Origin of the sequence: Nocardiopsis sp. TNDT3 (genome assembly GCF_003427465.1) — a bacterium.
GTDB classification, from domain to species: domain Bacteria; phylum Actinomycetota; class Actinomycetes; order Streptosporangiales; family Streptosporangiaceae; genus Nocardiopsis; species Nocardiopsis dassonvillei.
Window position 1 is genome coordinate 1 of sequence record NZ_QPFC01000815.1, and the last position, 2,392, is coordinate 2,392.

3 protein-coding genes are annotated in these 2,392 nt (G+C 76.5%); all 3 read right to left on the reverse strand.

Features of this window, described 5'->3' with window-relative positions; genetic code table 11:
* On the reverse strand, positions 1-428 hold a 428-nt coding region (locus DQW06_RS19880; protein WP_232833090.1), incomplete at its 3' end, for a Mur ligase domain-containing protein.
* Positions 429-600: 172 nt separating this feature from the next.
* Positions 601-753, reverse strand: coding sequence for a hypothetical protein (locus DQW06_RS28975; protein ID WP_156910847.1), 153 nt, complete (start codon positions 751-753; stop codon positions 601-603).
* Positions 754-831: 78 nt separating this feature from the next.
* Positions 832-2,392 (reverse strand): alpha/beta hydrolase (locus DQW06_RS19885; protein ID WP_157983501.1); only part of this gene is annotated, 1,561 nt, incomplete at its 5' end.

Genomic DNA, 2,392 nt, shown 5'->3' on the forward strand with positions numbered 1-2,392 from the left:
CCGATGACCCCCACCCGGGCCCCCTCGGAGAGCGTCAGCAGCGACTCGTACATGGACGACACCGACGTCTTGCCGTTGGTGCCGGTGACGGCGACCACGTCCATGGCGCGTCCCGGTTCGCCGTGGTAGCGCGCCGAGACGAGTGCCGTCGCGATCCGCGCGTCCGGTACCCGGACCACGCACGCGCCGGTGTCCGCCGGCCGGTGTCCGGCCGGGTCCGGCCCCTCGACGAGCACGGCGGCGGCCCCGCGTGCGAGCGCCTCCCCGAGTGCCTCGGGACCGCCCGCGCGGTGTCCCGGCAGAGCGACGTAGAGCGAACCGGGGGTCACGCGGTCGGCGTCCAGGCACGGCCCCGAGGTGATCGGTGTGTCCTGGTCTCCGTGCAGTACCTGGTGGTCGTGGCCGTACAGCAGTTCGCTCAGCTTCACGGGAGGTCCCTTCGGGAGTGGTGCGGGACTGGGAAACCCCCGGTCCGGCCCGCCATGGGCTCGGACGGAGGCGGGCAGGCGCGCGGTGCGCGCGGAGGGTGACGAGCCGCGGGGCGCGGGAGGTCGCGGGCGCGACCGCCTCCGGGGCGGCCGGAACTACGTGGAGAGGTCGCTAACCGTGGCCGTGCAGGGCCGTGAGGCCGGTGCGGGGCGTCGCCGGGAGGACGGAGGTCGACAGGCTGACGGTCGGAAGGGCCGCGGCGGCCGAGCCCGGGACGGGGGCGGTCCGGAACGGACCCTGCTCCACCTCGCGCGTATCGGCCATGACTGGAGTGTACGCGCCGGGCCGCGTGGACGGGCTCGGGTGTCGGTCGGCGGGCAGGTGGGCCCGGGGCCGAGGGCCTCAGTCGAGTGTGCCGGGGCAGGTGAGCCCGGGTTCGGGGACCTCGCCGGTGAGCAGGTAGGCGTCCACCGCCTCGTCCACGCACGGGCTGCGGCCCGTGCCGTAGACGGTGTGCCCCGCACCCTCGTAGGTGACCAGGGTGGCGGTCTCCATCCGTTCGGCCAGGTCCTCGGCCCAGGCGTAGGGGGTGGCGGGGTCTCCGACGGCGCCCACGACCACGATCGGGGGCGCGTCCGGCGCGGTCGCCGCGGGGGCCTCCCCCGTCTCGGGCCAGTACGCGCAGGGCAGGTGGTCCCACACCGGGTCGGGGCCGAAGAGCGGGGCGAGGTCGGCCGCCTCGTCGGCGGCGTCGCGGTAGGCCTCCACGGTCGCCGGGTCGGCGCGGTCCGCGCAGTTCACGGCGGTGAACACCGCGCCCGGGTCCTGGTGCTCCGTTCCCGGTACGGCCTCGTCGGAGCCGGCCCGCGCGTACGCGCCGAAGGTGCGGTCGTGGAGCCGCCCGAGGTGGAGCGCGGTCCCCTCGGCGTCGTCCCCGGCGAGGGCTGTGAACAGGTCGGCGAGCAGGTCCCAGCCGTCCTCGCGGTACAGCTCCATGACCACCATGGCCGTCAGCGCGCGCCCGTCCACCGGGATCCCCTCGGCCTCGGCGGGGACGCGGTCGAGGCCGCGCAGGAGCGCGGCCGCCCGGACGTCGGCCTCGCTGAGGGTTCCGGCTCCGCCGGAGCCGGGGGCGCGGTCCGCTCCGGCGAACGGGCAGGCCGCGTCGCGGGCGCAGTGGGCCACGAACGCGTTCCAGGTGCCCTGGAGGGCGGCGACCTGCTCGACGGCGGCCCGCGCGTTGGAGGTGCCGGGCGCCGCGGCGCCGTCCAGGACCGCCGCCCGGACGCGGTCGGGGTACAGGTGGGCGTAGAGGGCGCCCAGGTGGGCGCCGTAGGAGTGGCCGACGAAGCTCAACCGTTCCTCGCCCAGGGCGTCGCGGACGATGTCGAGGTCACGGGCGACGTGGACGGTGCCGAGGCGGGTCAGGAACTCCTCCCCCACGGTCTGCGCGCAGGCCCCGGCGTACCTGCGGGCGGCGTCCTCCAGGGGTTGGAGCTCGACGGCGTCCAGGTCGCCGGGGTCGGTACCGGCCACGCCCTGGCGCGCCTCGACCAGGGCGTACCGGTCCCCGCAGGCGAAGCCGCCGCTGTCCCCGACGCCGCGCGGGTCGAAGGAGACGAGGTCGAAGGCGGCGCGGACGTCGTCGCCGAACAGGGGCGTGTCCAGGGCCCGGACCCCGGAGGCGCCGGGGCCGCCCGGGTTGACGACCAGGGAGCCCAGGCGCTCCTGCGGCGGGCCGCTGGCGGGCGCGCGGACCAGGGCGATGTCGAGGGTCCTGCCGCCGGGCTCGTCGTGGTCCAGGGGGACCGTGACCGTGCCGCACTCCAGGCTCTCCAGCCACTCCGTGTCGGATCCGCGGTCGGCGGGGCCGATGGCGCGCGTGATGGGTGTGGCCCGCCGCTCGGAGGGTTCGGTGTCGTGGTCGGAGGGTTCGGTGGTCCGCCCGTTCTCGTGACAGGGC

Bases quoted from the DNA above. Each gene is read 5' to 3' on its own strand.
- DQW06_RS28975 (WP_156910847.1), bottom strand. From the start codon at position 753: ATGGCCGATACGCGCGAGGTGGAGCAGGGTCCGTTCCGGACCGCCCCC.